The 18,862-nt window shown below is 37.6% G+C and carries 17 protein-coding genes; 8 read left to right on the forward strand and 9 right to left on the reverse strand.

The window, feature by feature from the left end:
• The first annotated feature begins 9 nt into the window (after positions 1-9).
• The 3 genes from oppC to oppF are packed head-to-tail and all read left to right on the forward strand — an operon-like array spanning position 10 to position 2,916.
• Complete coding sequence (gene oppC / locus PSF28_RS11820) at positions 10-918, forward strand: oligopeptide ABC transporter permease OppC (RefSeq protein WP_004911132.1); 909 nt, start codon at positions 10-12, stop codon at positions 916-918.
• A 10-nt stretch (positions 919-928) separates the two neighbouring features.
• Positions 929-1,918, forward strand: coding sequence for an ABC transporter ATP-binding protein (locus PSF28_RS11825; RefSeq protein ID WP_272685097.1), 990 nt, complete (start codon positions 929-931; stop codon positions 1,916-1,918).
• Positions 1,915-2,916 carry a murein tripeptide/oligopeptide ABC transporter ATP binding protein OppF gene (gene oppF, locus PSF28_RS11830; protein ID WP_004254119.1) on the forward strand — a complete coding sequence of 334 codons (1,002 nt, stop codon included), beginning with the start codon at positions 1,915-1,917 and terminating at the stop codon, positions 2,914-2,916. Before PSF28_RS11825 ends, oppF begins: the two co-directional genes overlap by 4 nt.
• 79 nt (positions 2,917-2,995) lie before the next feature.
• Here oppF and PSF28_RS11835 read toward each other — a convergent pair whose 3' ends face one another.
• Both PSF28_RS11835 and cls read right to left on the reverse strand, forming a co-directional pair.
• Positions 2,996-3,328 carry an HI1450 family dsDNA-mimic protein gene (locus tag PSF28_RS11835; protein ID WP_210838707.1) on the reverse strand — a complete coding sequence of 111 codons (333 nt, stop codon included), beginning with the start codon at positions 3,326-3,328 and terminating at the stop codon, positions 2,996-2,998.
• A 22-nt stretch (positions 3,329-3,350) separates the two neighbouring features.
• Complete coding sequence (cls, locus tag PSF28_RS11840) at positions 3,351-4,811, reverse strand: cardiolipin synthase (RefSeq protein WP_117162234.1); 1,461 nt, start codon at positions 4,809-4,811, stop codon at positions 3,351-3,353.
• A 288-nt stretch (positions 4,812-5,099) separates the two neighbouring features.
• Here cls and PSF28_RS11845 point away from each other — a divergent pair, with 288 nt between their 5' ends.
• Positions 5,100-5,273 carry a YciY family protein gene (locus tag PSF28_RS11845; protein WP_004254127.1) on the forward strand — a complete coding sequence of 58 codons (174 nt, stop codon included), beginning with the start codon at positions 5,100-5,102 and terminating at the stop codon, positions 5,271-5,273.
• A 126-nt stretch (positions 5,274-5,399) separates the two neighbouring features.
• Entirely contained in the window at positions 5,400-6,119 is a 720-nt protein-coding gene (locus tag PSF28_RS11850; protein WP_198634851.1) for a TonB family protein, read from the forward strand.
• Positions 6,120-6,205: 86 nt separating this feature from the next.
• On the opposite strand, the gene yciA is transcribed toward PSF28_RS11850, so the two are convergent.
• Complete coding sequence (gene yciA, locus PSF28_RS11855) at positions 6,206-6,634, reverse strand: acyl-CoA thioester hydrolase YciA (protein WP_004911119.1); 429 nt, start codon at positions 6,632-6,634, stop codon at positions 6,206-6,208.
• A gap of 289 nt (positions 6,635-6,923) precedes the next feature.
• Here yciA and PSF28_RS11860 point away from each other — a divergent pair, with 289 nt between their 5' ends.
• Positions 6,924-7,121 (forward strand): YqaE/Pmp3 family membrane protein, encoded by a 198-nt coding sequence (locus PSF28_RS11860; RefSeq protein WP_004911118.1) that lies wholly within the window; start codon positions 6,924-6,926, stop codon positions 7,119-7,121.
• Between the two features lie 59 nt (positions 7,122-7,180).
• On the opposite strand, the gene PSF28_RS11865 is transcribed toward PSF28_RS11860, so the two are convergent.
• Positions 7,181-7,738, reverse strand: a complete 558-nt coding sequence (locus tag PSF28_RS11865; protein WP_210838709.1) for a septation protein A — start codon at positions 7,736-7,738, stop codon at positions 7,181-7,183.
• A 225-nt stretch (positions 7,739-7,963) separates the two neighbouring features.
• Here PSF28_RS11865 and PSF28_RS11870 point away from each other — a divergent pair, with 225 nt between their 5' ends.
• Positions 7,964-9,766 carry a SulP family inorganic anion transporter gene (locus PSF28_RS11870; protein WP_210838710.1) on the forward strand — a complete coding sequence of 601 codons (1,803 nt, stop codon included), beginning with the start codon at positions 7,964-7,966 and terminating at the stop codon, positions 9,764-9,766.
• Between the two features lie 105 nt (positions 9,767-9,871).
• Here the strand turns inward: PSF28_RS11870 and PSF28_RS11875 are convergent, their stop codons facing one another.
• Positions 9,872-10,624, reverse strand: coding sequence for a YciC family protein (locus tag PSF28_RS11875; protein WP_210838713.1), 753 nt, complete (start codon positions 10,622-10,624; stop codon positions 9,872-9,874).
• 404 nt (positions 10,625-11,028) lie between these two features.
• Between PSF28_RS11875 and ompW the strand changes: the two genes are divergently transcribed.
• Positions 11,029-11,667: an outer membrane protein OmpW gene (gene ompW, locus PSF28_RS11880; protein ID WP_210840439.1), complete on the forward strand. Its 639-nt coding sequence runs from the start codon at positions 11,029-11,031 to the stop codon at positions 11,665-11,667.
• 344 nt (positions 11,668-12,011) lie between these two features.
• Here ompW and PSF28_RS11885 read toward each other — a convergent pair whose 3' ends face one another.
• The 4 genes from PSF28_RS11885 to trpB form a co-directional block, all read right to left on the reverse strand.
• Entirely contained in the window at positions 12,012-13,688 is a 1,677-nt protein-coding gene (locus PSF28_RS11885; RefSeq protein WP_272685098.1) for a ShlB/FhaC/HecB family hemolysin secretion/activation protein, read from the reverse strand.
• A 531-nt stretch (positions 13,689-14,219) separates the two neighbouring features.
• Positions 14,220-16,373, reverse strand: a complete 2,154-nt coding sequence (locus tag PSF28_RS11890; RefSeq protein WP_272685099.1) for a two-partner secretion domain-containing protein — start codon at positions 16,371-16,373, stop codon at positions 14,220-14,222.
• 489 nt (positions 16,374-16,862) lie between these two features.
• Positions 16,863-17,669, reverse strand: coding sequence for a tryptophan synthase subunit alpha (gene trpA / locus PSF28_RS11895; RefSeq protein ID WP_210839762.1), 807 nt, complete (start codon positions 17,667-17,669; stop codon positions 16,863-16,865).
• Positions 17,669-18,859 (reverse strand): tryptophan synthase subunit beta, encoded by a 1,191-nt coding sequence (gene trpB / locus PSF28_RS11900; protein WP_210839760.1) that lies wholly within the window; start codon positions 18,857-18,859, stop codon positions 17,669-17,671. The genes trpA and trpB overlap by 1 nt, the downstream gene beginning before the upstream one ends.
• Between the last annotated feature and the right edge of the window lie 3 nt (positions 18,860-18,862).

Raw genomic sequence — 18,862 nt, forward strand, 5'->3', positions numbered from 1 at the left:
AGAAACACGATGCTATCGAATCAAAAAAATAGTGAAGCTCTGGCGAATTTTTCAGAGCAGCTCGATATTGAAGGGCGCAGTTTATGGCAAGACGCAAGGCGCCGTTTTATGCACAACCGTGCGGCAATTTTCAGCTTATGTGTCTTATTTTTAATTACTCTGTTTGTTATTTTTGCTCCCATGTTATCGCCTTTTTTGTACGATGACACCGACTGGGAAATGATGTCAATGCCACCTGATATGGCAACTGGACATTATTTTGGCACAGATGCTTCAGGCCGAGATCTATTAGTGCGTGTCGCGATTGGTGGGCGTATTTCCTTAATGGTGGGAGTCGCAGCTGCACTAGTTGCCGTGGTGGTAGGAACGTTATACGGTTCATTAGCTGGGTATGTGGGTGGAAAAGTGGATTCCATCATGATGCGGATATTAGAAATTTTAAATTCTTTCCCATTTATGTTTTTTGTGATCCTCCTAGTCACATTGTTTGGTACCAATATCTTATTGATCTTTGTGGCGATTGGGATGGTATCGTGGTTGGATATGGCGCGTATTGTTCGCGGGCAAACACTTGGATTAAAGCGCAAAGAATTCATTGAGGCAGCGCTGGTTTGTGGTGTTAGTACACGGCAGATTATTTTACGTCATATTGTTCCTAACGTTTTAGGTGTCGTCGTGGTGTATGCCTCATTATTAGTTCCAAGTATGATTTTATTTGAGTCATTTTTGAGCTTTTTAGGTTTAGGTACACAAGAGCCATTAAGTAGTTGGGGGGCTTTATTAAGTGATGGAGCGAACTCAATGGAAGTCACTCCGTGGTTATTACTGATCCCAGCAGGTTTCTTAGTCATTACGCTATTTTGTTTTAACTTCATCGGTGACGGGCTGCGTGACGCGCTCGACCCGAAAGATCGCTAGAGGGAATAATATGTTAAATAACTCAATGAAAAGCCCTCTGTTATCCGTGAAAGATCTCAGTGTGACATTCGCGACCCAAGATGGTGACGTTACCGCCGTAAATAAATTGAACTTTGAATTAAGTGCGGGGGAAACGCTAGGAATTGTTGGTGAATCCGGTTCAGGAAAATCACAAACAGCTTTCGCTCTGATGGGCTTGCTTGCCAAAAATGGCAAGATTAATGGCTCTGCCATATTTAACGGCCGTGAGATCTTGAATTTAAGAGAAAAAGAATTAAATCGGATGCGAGCGGAAGAGATTTCAATGATCTTCCAAGACCCAATGACATCATTGAATCCTTATTTGAAAATTGGTACGCAACTGTCGGAAGTTCTCATGTTACATAAAGGCATGAGTAAAAGGGAGGCTTTCGAAGAATCGGTTCGTATGTTAGATGCAGTTAAAATGCCTGAAGCACGTAAGCGGATGAGTATGTATCCACATGAATTTTCAGGAGGAATGAGACAACGAGTCATGATTGCAATGGCATTATTGTGTCAACCCAAGTTGTTGATTGCTGATGAACCTACGACGGCACTTGATGTGACAGTACAAGCGCAAATTATGACTTTGCTCAATGAGTTAAAACAGGAATTTGATACTGCGATTATTTTGATTACTCACGACCTTGGGGTCGTCGCTGGGGTATGTGATAAAGTTCTCGTAATGTATGCGGGGCGCACGATGGAGTATGGTACCGCTAACGATATTTTTTATCAGCCATCTCATCCATATTCACTTGGCTTGTTAGCTGCTGTTCCTCGCCTTGATGGGGATGACGAGAGTTTAGCGACCATTCCCGGTAACCCGCCTAATTTACTACGTTTACCTAAAGGTTGCCCATTTTCACCTCGTTGCCAATACGCCGTTCAGCAATGTGTTGAACAAGAACCTGCATTAACCACTTTTGGTCAAACGCGGTTACGAGCCTGCTTTAAGCCGCTGGAGGAGTTGGTATGAGTACCCATGAAAATAGGCCAGTATTGTTAGAAGTGAATGATCTTAAAGTCCATTTTGAGATTAGAGATAAAAAACAGTGGTTTTGGCAGCCAAACAAAAGCCTCAAAGCTGTCGACGGCGTCACTCTACGTTTATATGAAGGTGAAACATTAGGTGTGGTTGGGGAATCGGGGTGCGGAAAATCCACTTTTGCTAGAGCACTCATTGGGTTAGTGAAAGCGACGGATGGCACTGTAAGTTGGCTTGGGCAGAACTTATTAGGTAAAACCGATAAAGAGTGGCGCAGCGTTCGCAGTGATATCCAAATGATTTTTCAAGATCCATTGGCTTCTCTTAATCCGCGAATGACTATTGGCGATATTATCGCCGAACCATTAAAAACATATCATCCTAAAATGCCACCATCACAAATCACCGAAAAAGTGAAAAAAATGATGATGCGGGTTGGTTTATTACCAAACTTAATTAACCGTTATCCCCATGAGTTTTCTGGAGGGCAATGCCAGCGTATTGGTATCGCAAGAGCATTGATTTTGGAACCTAAGCTTGTGATTTGCGATGAGCCCGTTTCGGCGTTAGATGTGTCAATTCAAGCACAAGTTGTTAATTTATTGCAAGAATTACAACGTGAAATGAAATTATCCCTCATATTTATCGCACACGATTTGGCAGTCGTTAAGCATATTTCTGACCGTGTGTTAGTGATGTATTTGGGCCATGCCGTTGAGCTTGGTACCTATGATGAGGTATATAATAACCCATTGCATCCTTATACACGTGCATTGATGTCTGCGGTGCCGGTTCCTGATCCCGATAAAGAAAAAAATAAGGTGATAGAGCTTTTAGAAGGTGAATTGCCATCGCCAATTAATCCGCCTTCAGGTTGTGTATTTAGAACCCGTTGCCCATTAGCAGATGAAGAATGCGCAAAAACCAGGCCATTATTAGAAGGGAGTTTCAAACATGCGGTGTCTTGTTTGAAAATTGACCCTCTTTAGTACGTTATAGATGCCCAGTAAGTTAAAAACAGAGCCAAGTGCTCTGTTTTTTTATCGAATAATCTGAATAGTGATATTCCTATTTTTTCCACAGGATATGGTGAAACGGTTTAGAAGGGTGGCGGCTAATTAATACGCGGGCAAAGACATCGTCTAGCTCGGCATCAGGGCTTTGAGCTAACCCGATAACCACTTCACTTAATTGTGCTAATTCAATGTCATCATTAATAATATTTTGCCAGTTATGACTAAAAGGGACAATTTCTGCAGCACCTAACTCTTCAAACTGCAACGCAAAAATTAACTGGTCAGCCGGCTCTAAATTATCCATTGCCCCTTCAAGAAAAAGGTCATAAGCGATTTCAATTATATCATCTTCATCGATTAACGTTGTATTTTGTATTTCAGTCATGACCTTTCCTAATAAACTTAATTTATAACAATGGACTAAAGAAGTAGCAAATGCGTTCAACGACACGGTTCCAGAAAGGGCGTTGTTCCCACTCTTCGATTTCTAAACGAGTTGAACGCGCAATATAATCATACTGAACTAACGTGAGATCGCTACCAAAACTTTTATCATCAATGACCACGGTGATTTCAAAATTGAGCCATAAACTGCGCATATCAAGATTGACTGAGCCAACTAGGCTGAGCTCGCCATCAACTAATACGCTCTTGGTGTGCAATAAGCCATCTTCGAATTGGTAAATCTTAACGCCAGCTGCTAATAATTCACTGTAAAATGAACGGCTTGCCCAGCGGACAAGGAATGAGTCATTCTGCCTTGGCATAATAATACTGACATCAACACCCCGCATTGCTGCCGTGCAAATTGCATGTAAAAGGTCATCGCTAGGTACAAAATAAGGAGTCGTCATGATCAGTTGTTTGCGCGCAGAGAACATGGCGGTCATTAGCGATTGTTGAATCAGCTCATCAGGGAAGCCTGGGCCGGAGGCGATAATTTGTGTTGTATGGCCATTCGCTTGCTCAAAAGGCATGATATTACTATCAGGCGGTGGTGGAAGTACGCGTTGGCCAGTTTCCATCTCCCAGTCAAAAGCATATACTATACCTAATGTGGTACTCACTGGGCCTTCCATACGCACTAGAATGTCAACCCATTCACCAACCCCTGAATCTTGTTTAAAATAACGAGGGTCAACCATATTCATACTACCTGTATATGAAATATAGTTATCGATAACGACTATTTTACGATGTTGACGTAAATCCATCCGACGCAAGAAGAAACGCATCAAATTAACTTTTAGTGATTCTATAAACTCAATGCCTGCAGCGCGCATTTTTTCGGGGTAATCACTACGGAAAAAGTGCCAGCTTCCCGCAGAGTCCACCATAATACGGCATTTAACGCCCCGTTTTGCAGCGTTGAGTAATGCTTCGGTAACACCGTCAACTAAACCACCCGGTTGCCAAATATAGAAGACCATTTCAATCGAGTGCTGAGCATTATTGATATCATTGACTATTGCTTTTAATGAATCTTCACAAGTGGTTAAAAGTTGAATTCTATTACCTTTAACCCCAGCAATACCTTGGCGTTTTTCAACTAATTGAAATAATGGCTCAGCGACGGGGCTGTTATCAGTGGCAAAGATATGTTTTGAATTTCGTAGATTTTCTAACCATGTTGCGACAGAAGGCCACATATCATGAGCTTTATCGACTCGACGTTTGCCGAGGTGAAGTTCACCGAAGGCGACATACGCAATAATACCGACTAATGGTAGAATATAAATGATAAGGAGCCATGTCATGGCTGAGGTGACCGGCCTTCTTTTGACTAAGATGCGGACTGTAATTGCTGCAATAATTAGCCAATATAGGAAGAACAAAAGCCAACTCATAAGTGTATAGACGGTTGCCATAACGGGTCACATGCCTCACTGATAAGAAAAAAGGTTCAAAAAAAGATAGTTTAGCTAAAAAAACTGTTAGTAAAATATCAACTTAATAGAATTTAGCAAAATTCTGCAGTAAAAGCTTCGTGAAATAGAGTAATTCGTAAGGAAAAGTAATTTCTAAAGGTGATATTATCATTATGAAATTAAATATTGTACCCTAAGCGTGCATAAAAAGTTCCTCTTGGTTCTTTTTTTCAAAGGAATATAATATTTTTTTCTAATAATTTTTAGACGATAAAAGGACACAATTAAATGAGACGTAGTAGGCATGAAGTAGGGCGTTGGCGTATGTTGAGGCAATCCCTACGTCGCCGCAGACGCTGGCTAGAAGGGCATTCAAGGCGAAACATGCGCATCTATGCAATGCGTAAAATTGATATTTACCATCGTCGACATTCCCTACTTTTTACCCAATGGATTGAGTAAGGTTATTACAGCGTACACTCACATTTTTCACTTTGTATGACAAACCTTATTGAATATGATTGCTATTTGCATTTAAACTATCAGTCATATTCTTTTTGGTAGACAGGTGTAGGGTAGAAATTGCATATGCGTTGGATGCGTTGGACTTTAATTATCGTCATTTCATTATCTATTCATGCGGGCCTTGCAATGGCATGGATTTTTAATCAACCTAACTTAGCTAGAGATCCTGAGCCATTAACGATTGCTATGGTTGCTTTTGCTGCCCCTGAACCTGCTTCTGAACCTGTTGAGCAGGTTGAAACACCGGTAGAGCCAGAGCCTGAACCCGTTATTGAGCCAGAGCCCGAACCGGTGGTTGAACCCGTTATTGCATTACCTAAGAAAAAGCCTGAGGTAAAGAAAAAACCTAAGCCAAAACAGGAAGAAAAGAAAAAGGTTAAAGAAGATGTGAAGCCGGTTGAAAAGCAATTGGCTATGAATAACCTAAAATCAGATGTTACTGCACCGAAAACGAATAACAACCCAATAAAAACAGCTAACAATACTGGGGCAAGTAATAGTCAATCAACTAAAAAGGGTGGCCCTAGGGCTCTGCATAAACAGGCACCTTCCTATCCTGAACGTGCACGTCGTTTAGGTAAAGAAGGTTATGTGAAAGTCCGTTATGATATTGATGATGGTGGGCGAGTGACGAATATTGAATTTGTTGAAGCTTCACCTAAAGGGTTATTCGAGCGGGATGTTAAACGTGCTATGAACCGCTGGACTTTTGAAAAGCAACCTGCAAAAGGCTATGTGACCGAAATTTATTTCAAATTGGATGGAACCGTTAGCCAAGTATAAGTGTTCTTTTCTAGCAAGATAAAAAAGCACCTTTAATTAATGAGGTGCTTTTTGTTTTATCTATATCTTAAGATAGGTATTGAAGTTTAGTCTGCGTGTTGCTCAGAACTGGCTAATTGAAAATGCTGCTTTTCTTTGGGTAATGAACGAGAGGTGCTATCGTCATTAACGGCAACATAGGTAAATACGGCATCGGTTGCACGATAGCGGTGACCAACGGGCTCGGTTGCTACTTTTTTTACCCAAACTTCAATATTAATTGTAATTGAGCTTTTCCCCGTTTTTAGGCAGCGTGCGTAGCAACAAACAACATCACCTACGGCAACCGGCTTTTGAAATTTAATCCCATTTACCGCCACAGTAACTACTCGTCCTAGCGCAATTTCTTTCGCTAAAATAGCCCCACCTATATCCATTTGTGACATCAACCAGCCACCAAAAATATCACCATTCGCATTCGTATCCGCGGGCATGGCTAATGTACGTAAAACCAACTCACCGTTCGGCAATTGCATATCAGACTCTTATTAAAAGGGTTATTACTTTTGATTTTGCATTTATAACAAATTACATAGGTAATAGTAAACCTGAACCTCGTAGTTATTGATTGATAATGACTATTTGAGTGAATTGCTGCAAAAATAAGACAAATATGATACCTATTATTAATAAACGACTGCTAAATATGATAAAAAGATCAACTTTTGCAAAGAAAAAGCAAGAAGTGTTTTTTATATTTAGCCAACTGATTGAATTAGCTATACTCAGTAATATGAATTTTATTGATTAATTTAGAGGTATGAAATGAGATTGTTATTGGCAATATTATTACCTTGGTTGCAATTTTTTACGATAGGGCGCCCCTTTGCTGGGATCATTTGCTTAATTTTGCAGATCACTCTGATTGGTTGGTTACCCGCCGCTATTTGGTCGGTATATGCTCTATCACAGTACAATACAGATAAAAAAATTGAAAAAGCATTTGGTGACAAGCGCTATTAACATATAAAAAAACCTGCTAAGCAAGATGCAATTAGCAGGTTTTTAACTCTATTTATAAATTATTCTTCGTGTTTTTCTACAGGCTCTTTAACCATATTTTTAAAGATATAGACTACACTCAGTACAGTAAATATTAATGTTCCTGCTGTCAGACCAAAGACTTTGAAGTTAACCCAGATATCTTGAGCCATCCAGAAAGCAACATAAATATTCAGAAGTGCACAGAAAATAAAGAAAATAGCCCATGCACTATTAAGTTTATTCCAATAACTATCTGCAAGTTTTATTTCTTGGTTACTGCCTAACATGCGCTGAATGAGTGGTTTTTCAGTAAACCATTGGCTAAAGAGTAATGCACCAGCAAATGCAGCATAGATAATAGTGACTTTCCATTTAATAAATGCATCACTATGGAAAATAAGAGTTAAAGCCGCAAAACCCATTACGATTGCACAGGTAATTTTTGCAACTTTTTCAACTTTCTTATAAATAAGATAAGTTGCTAATAACGCTAAAGGAGTGGCCACCATTAATGCGCCACTCGCATAGAAAATATCGTATCTTTTATAGACAATAAAAAAGATTATCAAAGGAATAAAATCAATAAGTTGTTTCATAACAGTGAATACAGCGCCTCAACGTAAAGATAATGGAGTAGTTTAACCGATTTTGGCTTTAATTGTTAAAAGTTTGCACCTTTTTACCAATAAACATGCTTTGTTACCAATCATATTTGCACTATTTTACGATTATTTGACTTACTTCTAGATAAACTTTATTAGTTCGGATATATATAGTATATAAAATAATATAACTTGCTAATTTATAGGTACTTTTCCCCGATGATAAAGGCAAAGCTATTTGTCTGGATGCCAGGTTTAAAAACGTTATTTAACTATCAACGTTCAGATTTAGGACCTGATGTTAAAGCTGGGCTGTCTGTTGCTGCAGTTGCCTTGCCCGTTGCTATTGCCTATGCCGAGTTAATGGGGGTAAATGCGATTGTCGGGCTGTACTCGTGTATTTTACCGATGTTTTTTTATGCATTATTTGGCACATCGAAACAATTGATTATCGGTCCTGATGCCGCTACATGTGCTGTAATTGCAGCCGCAGTCGCACCTCTTGCCATGGGGGATGAAACTGTTCGTTGGCAGCTGATTATTGTCATGAGTTTTATGACTGGGGTTTGGTGTTTGATTGCAGCGAAATTTCGCTTAGGGACTTTTGCCGATTTTTTATCCAGACCGATATTACAGGGCTTATTAAATGGGGTTGCTCTCACGATTATCGTCAGCCAAATCAGTAAAGTATTTGGTATCAGTACGTTACCTTCAGGGTTTATTGAACGCTTAATAGCATTACCATTAGCGGTAGTGGAAACTCATATTCCGACATTATTAGTTGCCATTGCAACATTGGTCATTACTCTATTGATTAAGCGAGTGCGTAGTAAATGGCCATCGTTATTAATTGCAATGGTGTTGGCAACAGCGGCAAGTATCCTATTTAATCTCGAGCAATATGGTATTAGCACGGTTGGGGATTTAGGTGAAGGACTTCCATATATCCCAATGCCAGATTTTCCGCCTGGCTTACTTCGAGACCTTGTCATTCCATCATTAAACTTGGCTGTGATCAGTTTTGTTAGCTTTATGATGACGGCTCGTAGTTTTGCGAGCAAGAACGGTTATACCGTTGATGCAGACCAAGAACTAAAAGCGCTAGGAATGGCAAATATTGCTTCTGCTTTTGGTCAGGGTTTTGCTGTTAGTGCTGCGAGTAGCCGTACTGCGGTGAATGATATGATGGGAGGAAAAACGCAATTAGTTTCCCTTGTGGCCGCAATAGCCATCTTAGCGGTTTTACTTTTTTCTATGAATTTATTGGAATATATCCCAATGCCTGCTTTAGGGATAGTTTTGATTATTTCAACGTATTCATTACTCAGTTTTCGCAGTATTTTATCAATGCGAAAACGCAATAGAGAAGCTTTTTTCTTATGTATTTTCACTTTATGTGCAGTGCTGGTGGTTGGCTTGATTAGTGGTGTAGGTTTAGCTGTTCTATTAGGTTTGTTGCAGTTTATCCGAATTATATTTAGACCTACAGATCAACTACTCGGTGTTGATGAGCATGGTATGTTGCACTCGATGACATCAGAAAATGATATTCAAGAAGTTGATGGCGTCTTGATTTATCGTTTCAATTCTCCACTTACCTATTTCAATGTTAATTACTTTAAAGAACGTTTAAATAAACATTTAGATAATCAACGAAAGAGGCCTGCTTGGGTGATTGTGGATGCTGCGGTCAGCTTCACACACAATGATGTGAGCGTATTTTCCACCTTGAATGATATTGTGACATCTTTGAAGGCGAAAGGGGTGACTTTAGTATTAGCAGGGCGCAGAACGTCGCTTAATCGTTGGCTAGAACAAAACAAAATCAATCGTTCAGATGATGACTTATTAGTGGTACCGGATATCTATTTTGCAATCCGTTTAATTCAAAGTAAGCAACAAATTCAAATGAAATGCGTTGAAGAAAGAAAAGCACAAGAGTGCCAAATAGATTTCGGTATATTGGAACATGATTGTGAAAGTCGAATTACACCGATGGATATTCGCTCAGATAATACTTAAAAGATAATGTAAATAAAAGGGTATCTTTCGATACTTGAAGTTGTTGGCAAAGCGAGATAAAGCGCTGTTTTTCCCGCTTTGGGTTATCAGCTGAAAATCAATAAATCAATTTTTAGTGATTAGCATATATAAACGATAAAAGTAAATTAAAGCGAATGCTGCTACAACATTATTGAGTAAAAAAGAGATGCCATTAATAACAATGTGATTCATATTAAGGTTACCCAATAGAACACTAATAAGCATTTGAGCTGCCATCCAAATTAAAATCATCGGTAAGGCAACACGCCAATTCGCATAAGCCATTTTCCAGCTTTTTCCCATCGCACTGAAAGGGTTGGTACGTTCTGTTATTAAAATCGCTGGTGCTAAGGAAAAACCAATGGCTAACACAATACCAGGTAGAACCATAATTGTGATACCTAACTGGATAAGCAGAGAACAGACGACCAATAGAAGGAACATAGAAGGTGCTTTGTTCAGTGATGATGTTATTGCCTGTAGCCCTGTCATATCTTCACCGCGAGACATACCAGAGATATAGGACAATGTACCACAAATAAGGAACAAACTTCCAAAAGTGACGGAGAGGATTAACCCGAAAGAAACACGTAAAATACTACTTTTATCTTCTTCAGATAGACCTAAAATCCAGTCTTGTAACCCCGAATTACCAGATTCAATCATCTGACTTTGTGCTTGTGCCAGAACACCTATCATCTGTTCACTTGGGATCATCACCGCATAGATAACGAGGCTCACTACGGTGGCTAAAAGCACGATGGTGAAGAGGCCACTCAATTGATTTTTAAAGAAATTGACACTATCACTAATGAGTGAGTTGGCCGAAATGGACATGACACTGCTCCTATCTACAAACGGGATCAAAAATTTATGCCAATTGTAACCGAGTATCACGCCTAGAGGTAGAGAAAGATAATAAAATTCGGGAGGTTAAGACAAATATAATGGACATAATGATTGAATTTAATTAGCAAAAGAAATGAAATTATATAAGTTGTATTTTCAATGTATGTTTAAGTTTCGAAATAAATATATATATTTCGAAATCAAATTTTTATTTTGTTAGTTATCTTCCAAAAATTGATTTAAATCAAAATTAAAAAAATAATAAATGAAATAATAAATCCATATTTATTGGTTTACCTTTAAATTAGTAAAAGATGTGATCTTGATTTGAACATCAATTTAAATAATGCGGTATATTTTCCTAAAATAAAAACACAGGAATGGGATTGATAATGAAAAAACTCACTGCGCTTGTATTAGCTGCTGCAACTTTAGCACCAGCAGTTTCTATTGCTCATGAAGCTGGCGACTTTATTTTCCGTACAGGTACTGCAACAGTACGCCCAAATGCAGGTTCTGAAAATGTATTAGGTTTAGGTTCATTTGATGTTAATAACAATACTCAATTAGGTTTAACGTTTGGGTATATGATCACTGATAATATCGGTGTGGAATTATTAGCAGCAACTCCGTTTGAGCATAAAGTTGGCGTAGGGCCTTTAGGTACAATTGCAACTGTTAAACATTTACCACCAACTTTAATGGCGCAATATTATTTTGGTAGTAAAGAAGATAAATTACGCCCTTATTTAGGCGCAGGTGTTAACTACACCTTCTTCTTTGATGAGAAATTTAACTCAACAGGAAAAAGTGCTGGTTTATCTGACCTAGACTTATCAAGCTCTTGGGGTTTTGCAGCGCAAGCAGGTATGGATTACATGCTGACTGATAACTGGATGTTAAACGCCTCTGTTTGGTGGATGAATATTGAAACAGATGTAAAATTTAAGCATGAAACATTGGGTAATCAAAAAATTGATACTCGCCTAGACCCATTTGTATTTATGTTCGGTGCGGGTTACCGTTTCTAAGAATTTGATAGGATGCAATACAGGTAATACCTGAATTCTGATGGATTAGAGTGAAGTAGGAAATCCGAGAATATTCGTATTCTCGGATTTTTCAATCTTTATTAACCATAAACATATAATCAACAAATAAATAATGAAATAATAACATAAAGAGTGACATTGGTTTAATAGATTAATTGGTGTTATAGCGTGATAATAAAGCAAATACATTTATTGATTATCTTATTTTATTAAGATAAATAAGATTGAATAACAAAATATCGGCATTATCTACATGAAAATAAAAAGCCGAATATAGGAGTGATATTCAGCTTTAAGGTATAATTAAATTTTAAGATATTAACTTACCAAAACCATTGCACATTTAACCCCGCATTGACGCTACTAGTTTCATATTCATCAGGTTTATAAAGTGGTGTGCCTAAAAATAAATCATAGCTGAATATATTAACATTACCTCTCATGCCAATAGCCGTTCCTAATAGTTGGTCATCAGAATAGAGACCTAGCGGATAAACACCTCCAAGTATTCGTCCATAGTCAATAGCATAATAGGGATAAAAGGAAAAGCCAGGAATATAAAAGTTAAACTCATTACGTAAGTAAAAACCCTTATCACCGATCAGTGAAAACTCTTCATCGAAACCACGTACAGTCCAACGGTTCCCTAATGAAAATTGATCTTGAATGGTTAAACGGTCGCGTGAGTACTGTACAAATAGTTGTGGGTTATAACTCATAATAAAATTGTCAAATGAGAAGGGGAACATTCCCGAAATATCGGCAGTATAAACACGGCTCATTGTGCTGACATCACCATATTTCATATCCCAGCTTTCTTCCGCGCCAAACCAGGGTACGTTGCGTTGATGGTATAATGATGCATCAATGGTAGAATTGTTGATATTCTGGCGGTGGCTAACACCCAGTTTAAGGCTGGTAAGGTCTCGTTGTTGGGAAAGTAGGGTGACATCCTCTAACTTATATTTTGATTTTCTTTTAATCAATTGGATTGACGCTGTATCTTTAAACGTTTGGCCGCGCAAAAAGACATTACTGGCCGTAGCGTTATAATATTTACTGTCACCATAATACTTATAGCTGAGTACAGAGTCATTAATAGTTTGCTTATAGTCACTTTTACTTGCGTACAATGAGAAAAGCCAATAATTATAGGGAACAGCATAATAAATAGAAGCATTACTGGTGCTATTTCGCGCTTGGTTTTTTGCATTTTTTCCTGCAGATACATATATTGTATCGTTTAAACTCGTTAGGTTATTAGCATACAAAGTCACTCCAACTTGGTCTTTACCTGTTTGGCGACTTCCAGAGTTATTGTAATATCCACCTGCATTAAAGTGAGATGATTTTTCTCTTTGTATTGAAATATCAGAGGTGGAAAACTCTTTACCTGGTGCAAGTTCAATATTGACCTTCGCACCAGGGATCCGTTCAAGGTTTTCTAAACCTTGTTCAATGTCACGGATATTCAGAATGTCTCCTTCTTTAGCAGGCATAATTGCCCCTAAAGTAATATAAGTATCGCTACCTTCAGCAAGTTTAACATTCGCAACTTTACCTGGAATAATTTGGAGCGTTAAAGTCCCTTCACTGATGTTTTGTTCCGGAATATTAACGCGTGTTGTGACGTAGCCTGATTTAATTATTTTATCTTGTAAGCCTTTTGCTAAGGTTTCAACTCCATTAATACCAATACATACTCCAACAACTTGGTTAGCGTAAGTTTCTAGAGGGCGCATAGAAGGGAGTTTAGGTTCAGAAATTAAGATGACTTGTTTCATTTGAAAACAATCTTTTTCATCATCAAAAACTAAAATATTAGCTGAACGCTCTCTCGTTTTACCTAAGGCATCTTTAGCTTCAAGTTGAGTCTGTTGTTGGCGAGAGCGATCTTGGCTAGCTTGATTATTGATTTGTTGGTCAATAATTTGTGCGGTATTAGCTGATACAGCTAAAGGTAATAGCGTTGACAATAAAAAAATAAATCGAAAATTCATGTGCACCACATTAATTTTTAAAAATATTAAAGTTATTTTTATGTTAGGAAATATAATAAAGAAAATTGCTAATGAACAATATTTTATCAGAACTATCTTATTAACTTGCCATCAGGGCTTTATTTTGAAAAGGTTTTCATTTAGATCCCTATAATAAAACTATTATTAAGTTGTTTTTTCTTTTCGTATTTTTAATTATGCTTTAAATACATTGAAAATAAAAATTAATTAAATTGATTGAGTTGGTGCAAATACTTTTGGAGATTGTTACTAGAAATGCAAATAATACGATTTATTCTATGGGTGTTTTATTTATCCCCAATAAAATCAATGGGTAATGAATACTCTGTATTAGATTAAATAAGTTTTTTTACTTAGGCTTGGAACGATTCTATTTACTGTTAATATGAGTAATAATTAGAAGGGCTTAAGGGACATTTATGGTGCTAAAATAATTTTATTTATTATATTGTTAATACTCTGGTTTGGAGTAAATAATAAGGAGGCAAATAGCCTCCTTGTTTTACCTAATTAGTAATAATTAGGTGTATTTAAAATAATCATTGAACCTAGAATTTGTCCATAAGGGCTATTATAAATTACAGGACTGGTAATTTTAGTCGTTCCCATTGAGCTTAAACGACCATTATTATTATCTATACGAGTAAAGGCGTCGATAGTTAAATTCTTACCAGCGTCTACAGTACCAGAGTAGGTATTATTTAATTTATTTACATCTAATGTGACATTATTTGCACCTTGAATTTTTCCATAACGGTTATCAAGGTCATTTCTTAATTTTATATCAATACTACCTTTGCTTGGTGCTTTTTCTGTTTGGTTGGCTGTAATAACACCTGAGTAGTTATTCAAGCTATCAGCTTTGATGGTCACTGAACCATCTTTCGCGTAGATCCCACCCGTTTGGCCAGCAACACCAAATTTACTCGCGTAACTATTAAATCCACTAGCGTAGCTATTATCAACATTTGTTGCATTAACAACCACATTTGAATCTGCAGTGATTAAGCCTCTCCCATTACCTAAATGGGTGGTTTTGATGTCTAAATTATTGGCTTTGATAAATCCATACTGATTATTAAGAGAATAAAGATCAAATTTTGATTTACCTGCGCCCGAAGCAAGTGAACCTTGGTTGTAAATGATGTTAGCTTTGATATTCAATGCCTTTCCACTATCGATTGCAGCATAACCGTTATTTATTAGGTTACTTGATAGGGTGATATTAGTTTGTCCATTGGTGGATTTAATCAGTGAGTTATTATTTTGTAACGTAACAGAATCGATATCGATTTTTCTTTTAGCTAGAATCTGCGAGCTATTATCATTCGCGACAATATTACGGGCATTTATTGTGATATCACGGCCTGATAACGTAGAGTTATTATTTGCAAGTGTTGTCGTATCAATTGATAAATCACCGCCTGCTCGAATTCCTCGTTCGTCTACATTAATGACGTTATTACGTAGGGTATAGTTATTATCAATCTTACCTGTCGCACGAATTGCAATATTTCCACGATTAGTTTTAATTGAACCGTTAGTGTTAACAATATTTGCAGTCGCGATGTTCATGTCTTGTTGAGCATGAATAATACCACTTCGGTTATCAACACTCGTAGCTGAAGCCAGTTTGAGATCGCCACCATTAGACTTAATCTGTCCATTCACATTACTCAGAACTGAGTTTTGTGCATTAATATCAACATCACCATTCGCTACAATAGTCGCTGTATTATATAACCCATTGGATTTTACATTGATATTACCATTGGCATTCATTTTTCCAACTTGGTTATACACTAAGCCAGTTGAGTCAATGTTAATTCCACCAGTTCCAGCAATTAAGTTTCCGTTATTAGAAACACCAGTTCCACTTTCCGTGGAAACTAGCGTAATTTTATCGGCATACATCCCCCCCATAGCCGCGACATCAACACCAATTCGCGTGGCAGACCCAACGCCTTGTACCTTAGTAATGTAATTACCTTTTGCATCAACAAAGTTATTGCCTGCTACAACATTAATTTCTTTGGCGTGAATGTCTCCACGGATCACTGCAGAGCGAGCGATAATATCAGTAGGGGAATCTGACTGTAAGCGGCTATTAATAATAATCTGACCTTTTTCAACGTTATAGCCAAGAACTTCACCACCAGCAACAATTGGCTTACCTGTTGTTAAAGTCACCCGATCGGTATTAATAAAACCACAGTTATTACATGTGATGCCTGATGCGTTAGCAACAATAACTTGCGCTTTATCACCAGCGACTTCAATCATACCGCCTAAAGTACTTGCTTTATTTGAATTAACTTCATTCAAAATAACTTTTGCAGGGCCATTACCATTATTTAAATTTAAGTTGCCATTTATTTGGCCCCCTAAAGTGGTATTCGTGTTGGTTGTACTGTTATTTAAAATAACCCCTTTTTGGTCAACATCAAATTGGCTATAAATGTTGTGTGAAACACCTTTGTCACTTGCGCCTTTAATATGAACGATAGTAGGACCATTACTTTGATTTATTACGCCAGCACCATTGGTATTAACAACAGCACCGTGAGCAATAGATATTGATCCTAAAATAAAAGACACACTTAAAAAGAGTGGCTTAACTCTCATCATAGGATGAGTGATAGAATGATTGGTAGAATGTTTCATAAATATCCCTAAAATAGACTATAGATAAAATTAAAAATAGCTAATTAAAATTCCATTAAAGCATAAGGATTATGCGTTATATTAATTTTCATTAAAATTTAATTGTATTTAAGTTGAGTCAAAGAAATATAGGTAGAGTAATACTCCCATATTATACTATAAATAGTGTTTTATATATTTAGCGCGTAAAATGATAATATAATCAAATGGTAACACTTACTCCGCTACAGACATGATAAGAGGAAATACTAGTGTAATAACACGTATCTGTTAATTTTAATATTGGTGGTTTATATTAATAAATATTATGATTAGTTATTTTGAACTATTTGAGGGATTTTAAACTGAAAAATACTGAATATATTTAAATAATATTTCTAAAAATAACGTTAAAAGGATTAAAAATCGCCCAGACAAAATTTAATTATATGATTTAAGTAATCAAGCCAATAAACTTAAGTATGACTTGATTACTATTTATTGTTTAGCCTATTTCTGTGTTGCTGCTTTCATTTTTGCAACAAACTCAGTTAATGATGTAAGCATAACATCAGGGCGATTTAAGTTGTTTTCGATGATTTTAACCACGGCTGAACCAGAAATTGCACCTGCTGCACCATTTTTAATCGCTTCTTTGACTTGTTCAGGTTCAGATATCCCAAAACCTTGTAGGGCAGGAGCCGCGTTATACTGATTTAATTGACTCAATAAATGAGCTAATGGCGTTTCAGCGCGTTTTTCTGTGCCTGTTACGCCTGCACGTGATAACAAATAAGTATAACCTTGGCTATATTTCCCAATTTGTTGTAGTAATTCATCATTGGCATTGGGCGGGCAAATAAAAATGGGAGCAATGTTGTGTGCCAATGCAGCTTCACGAAATGGCTGTGATTCGGACATCGGGACATCTGCAACTAATACGGAGTCAACACCTGCTTTTTCGCAGCGAATATAAAAATTTTCAATACCATTGGTAAAGACTAAATTTGCATACACTAATAAGCCAATCGGAATAGTAGGGTGTTTTTCTCTAATACGACTTAGTAACTCGAAACAAATTGTCGGGGTGATTTCACTTTTAAATGCGCGTAAATTCGCATTTTGGATAGTCGGGCCATCGGCCAATGGGTCAGAAAATGGAATACCAATTTCTAATGCATCAGCGCCACCAGCAATTAAGGCATCAACAATGTTCAATGATAATTCAGCATCAGGGTCACCTAATGTGACAAATGGAACAAATGCCCCTTGGTTATCGTGAGTTAAACGTTTAAAAAGTTGGGTATAACGTTCCATTAAATTTCTCCTCTGCTGGCTAAAATATCATGCACTGTAAAAATATCTTTATCACCACGGCCAGACAAATTGACGATTAATAATTGTTCTTTATTGGGTTCTTGCTCTGCCATTTTTAATGCATAAGCGAGGGCATGAGAAGATTCTAATGCTGGAATAATTCCTTCTTTACGTGATAACAATTTAAAAGCATTCAAGGCTTCGTCATCGGTAATTGAAACATATTCTGCGCGACCAATACTATTTAAGTGAGCATGTTGAGGCCCTACGGAAGGAAAATCCAATCCTGCTGAGATAGAATATGACTCTTCAATTTGACCTTCACTGGTTTGCATCATCGGTGATTTCATACCGAAATAAATCCCAACACGACCATGCTTTAATGGCGCACCATGTTGGCCGGATTCAATACCTAACCCAGCAGGTTCTACACCAATTAGTTTCACATTTTCTTCTGGAATAAAAGAGGCAAATAAACCGATTGCATTTGAACCACCACCAATACAGGCAACGACAGCATCAGGTAAACGGCCTTCTTTTTCAAAAACTTGTTGTTTGGCTTCATCACCAATCATACGTTGGAATTCACGTACAATTGTTGGGTAAGGGTGCGGTCCCGCCGCAGTTCCTAATAAATAGTGAGCTTTATCATAACTGCCAGACCAGTCCCTTAATGCTTCATTACACGCGTCTTTCAAGGTTGCCGAACCGCTATGAACAGGAATAACTTCAGCACCCATTAATTTCATACGAAATACATTGGGAGACTGGCGTTCAACATCTTTAGCGCCCATATAGATACGGCATTTCATATTCAATAAGGCACAAGCCAGTGCGGTAGCAACGCCATGTTGCCCAGCACCTGTTTCTGCAATAATTTCGTTTTTTCCCATACGCTTAGCCAGTAGCGCTTGGCCTAATACTTGGTTGGTTTTATGTGCGCCGCCGTGCAGTAAATCTTCACGTTTCAAATAGAGTTTTGTTTTTGTACCGGTAGTTAAGTTTTTACATAATGTTAGTGCAGTAGGGCGACCTGCATAGTTTTTTAGTAAGTCGTGAAACTCACGAATAAACTCAGCATCATTCTGTGCGTCGATAAATGCATCTTCTAATTGGTTTAATGCAGGGATCAGAATTTCTGGGACATATTGCCCACCAAATTCGCCAAAATACGGATCTAATTTACTCATGAT

The sequence above is a fragment of the Providencia sp. PROV130 genome (genome assembly GCF_028482225.1).
GTDB classification, from domain to species: domain Bacteria; phylum Pseudomonadota; class Gammaproteobacteria; order Enterobacterales; family Enterobacteriaceae; genus Providencia; species Providencia rettgeri.

What these genes read in the sequence shown, in the direction of transcription:
- oppC (WP_004911132.1), top strand. Translation starts at nt 10, where the DNA reads ATGCTATCGAATCAAAAAAATAGTGAAGCTCTGGCGAATTTTTCAGAG.
- PSF28_RS11825 (WP_272685097.1), top strand. Translation starts at nt 929, where the DNA reads ATGTTAAATAACTCAATGAAAAGCCCTCTGTTATCCGTGAAAGATCTC.
- oppF (WP_004254119.1), top strand. Translation starts at nt 1,915, where the DNA reads ATGAGTACCCATGAAAATAGGCCAGTATTGTTAGAAGTGAATGATCTT.
- PSF28_RS11835 (WP_210838707.1), bottom strand. Translation starts at nt 3,328, where the DNA reads ATGACTGAAATACAAAATACAACGTTAATCGATGAAGATGATATAATT.
- cls (WP_117162234.1), bottom strand. Translation starts at nt 4,811, where the DNA reads ATGGCAACCGTCTATACACTTATGAGTTGGCTTTTGTTCTTCCTATAT.
- PSF28_RS11845 (WP_004254127.1), top strand. Translation starts at nt 5,100, where the DNA reads ATGAGACGTAGTAGGCATGAAGTAGGGCGTTGGCGTATGTTGAGGCAA.
- PSF28_RS11850 (WP_198634851.1), top strand. Translation starts at nt 5,400, where the DNA reads ATGCGTTGGATGCGTTGGACTTTAATTATCGTCATTTCATTATCTATT.
- yciA (WP_004911119.1), bottom strand. Translation starts at nt 6,634, where the DNA reads ATGCAATTGCCGAACGGTGAGTTGGTTTTACGTACATTAGCCATGCCC.
- PSF28_RS11860 (WP_004911118.1), top strand. Translation starts at nt 6,924, where the DNA reads ATGAGATTGTTATTGGCAATATTATTACCTTGGTTGCAATTTTTTACG.
- PSF28_RS11865 (WP_210838709.1), bottom strand. Translation starts at nt 7,738, where the DNA reads ATGAAACAACTTATTGATTTTATTCCTTTGATAATCTTTTTTATTGTC.
- PSF28_RS11870 (WP_210838710.1), top strand. Translation starts at nt 7,964, where the DNA reads ATGATAAAGGCAAAGCTATTTGTCTGGATGCCAGGTTTAAAAACGTTA.
- PSF28_RS11875 (WP_210838713.1), bottom strand. Translation starts at nt 10,624, where the DNA reads ATGTCCATTTCGGCCAACTCACTCATTAGTGATAGTGTCAATTTCTTT.
- ompW (WP_210840439.1), top strand. Translation starts at nt 11,029, where the DNA reads ATGAAAAAACTCACTGCGCTTGTATTAGCTGCTGCAACTTTAGCACCA.
- PSF28_RS11885 (WP_272685098.1), bottom strand. Translation starts at nt 13,688, where the DNA reads ATGAATTTTCGATTTATTTTTTTATTGTCAACGCTATTACCTTTAGCT.
- PSF28_RS11890 (WP_272685099.1), bottom strand. Translation starts at nt 16,373, where the DNA reads ATGAAACATTCTACCAATCATTCTATCACTCATCCTATGATGAGAGTT.
- trpA (WP_210839762.1), bottom strand. Translation starts at nt 17,669, where the DNA reads ATGGAACGTTATACCCAACTTTTTAAACGTTTAACTCACGATAACCAA.
- trpB (WP_210839760.1), bottom strand. Translation starts at nt 18,859, where the DNA reads ATGAGTAAATTAGATCCGTATTTTGGCGAATTTGGTGGGCAATATGTC.